This window comes from Mycobacterium sp. IDUB_39 (assembly GCF_055419205.1).
Map to the genome: position 1 here is coordinate 1 of NZ_JBVAXF010000028.1, position 762 is coordinate 762.

1 protein-coding gene is annotated in these 762 nt (G+C 61.0%); it reads right to left on the bottom strand.

Annotation, left to right across the window (positions count from 1 at the left end; genetic code table 11):
- Nucleotides 1-7 precede the first annotated feature (7 nt).
- Nucleotides 8-762: MlaE family ABC transporter permease (locus ACZY0X_RS31215; RefSeq protein ID WP_463775897.1), on the bottom strand; the 755-nt coding region annotated here is incomplete at its 5' end.

Genomic DNA, 762 nt, shown 5'->3' on the forward strand with positions numbered 1-762 from the left:
CCCCGCCCTACTTGGCCGTCAACTGGATGCCGATCGCGGTGACCACCACGTTGATCACGAACAACGCCATGAACGCGAACACCACCGTCTCGTTGACCGCATTACCCACCGCCTTGGCCCCACCACCGGTGATCGTCAACCCCCGATAACAGGCGATCAACCCGGCGAACAACCCGAACAACGCCGCCTTCACACACGAGATGATCACCTCGGGCACCCCGGTCAACAACGTGATCCCCGCCGCGAACGCCCCCGGATTCACATCCTGAACAAACACCGAGAAGAAATACCCACCCAAAATCCCGATGATCACCACCAACGAATTGAGCAACAACGCGACCAGACCCGAGGCCAACATCCGCGGGGTCACCAACCGCTGCACCGGATTGATGCCCAACACCTCCATCGCGTCGATCTCCTCACGAATGGTGCGCGAGCCCAGATCGGCACACATCGCCGTCGCCCCAGCCCCAGCCACGATCAACACCGTCACCAACGGACCCACCTGAGTCACCGCACCAAAGGCCGCACCCGCCCCCGACAGATCAGCCGCACCCAACTCCCGAAGAAGAATGTTGAGCACAAAACTCACCAACACCGTGAACGGAATCGCCACCAACAACGTCGGCGCCAACGACACCCGCGCCACAAACCACGACTGCTCCAAAAACTCCCGCCACTGAAACGGCCGCACAAAGATGAACCTGAACGCATCCACCCCCATCGCAAACAACCCACCAACCGCCTGCATCGGCGACGCCA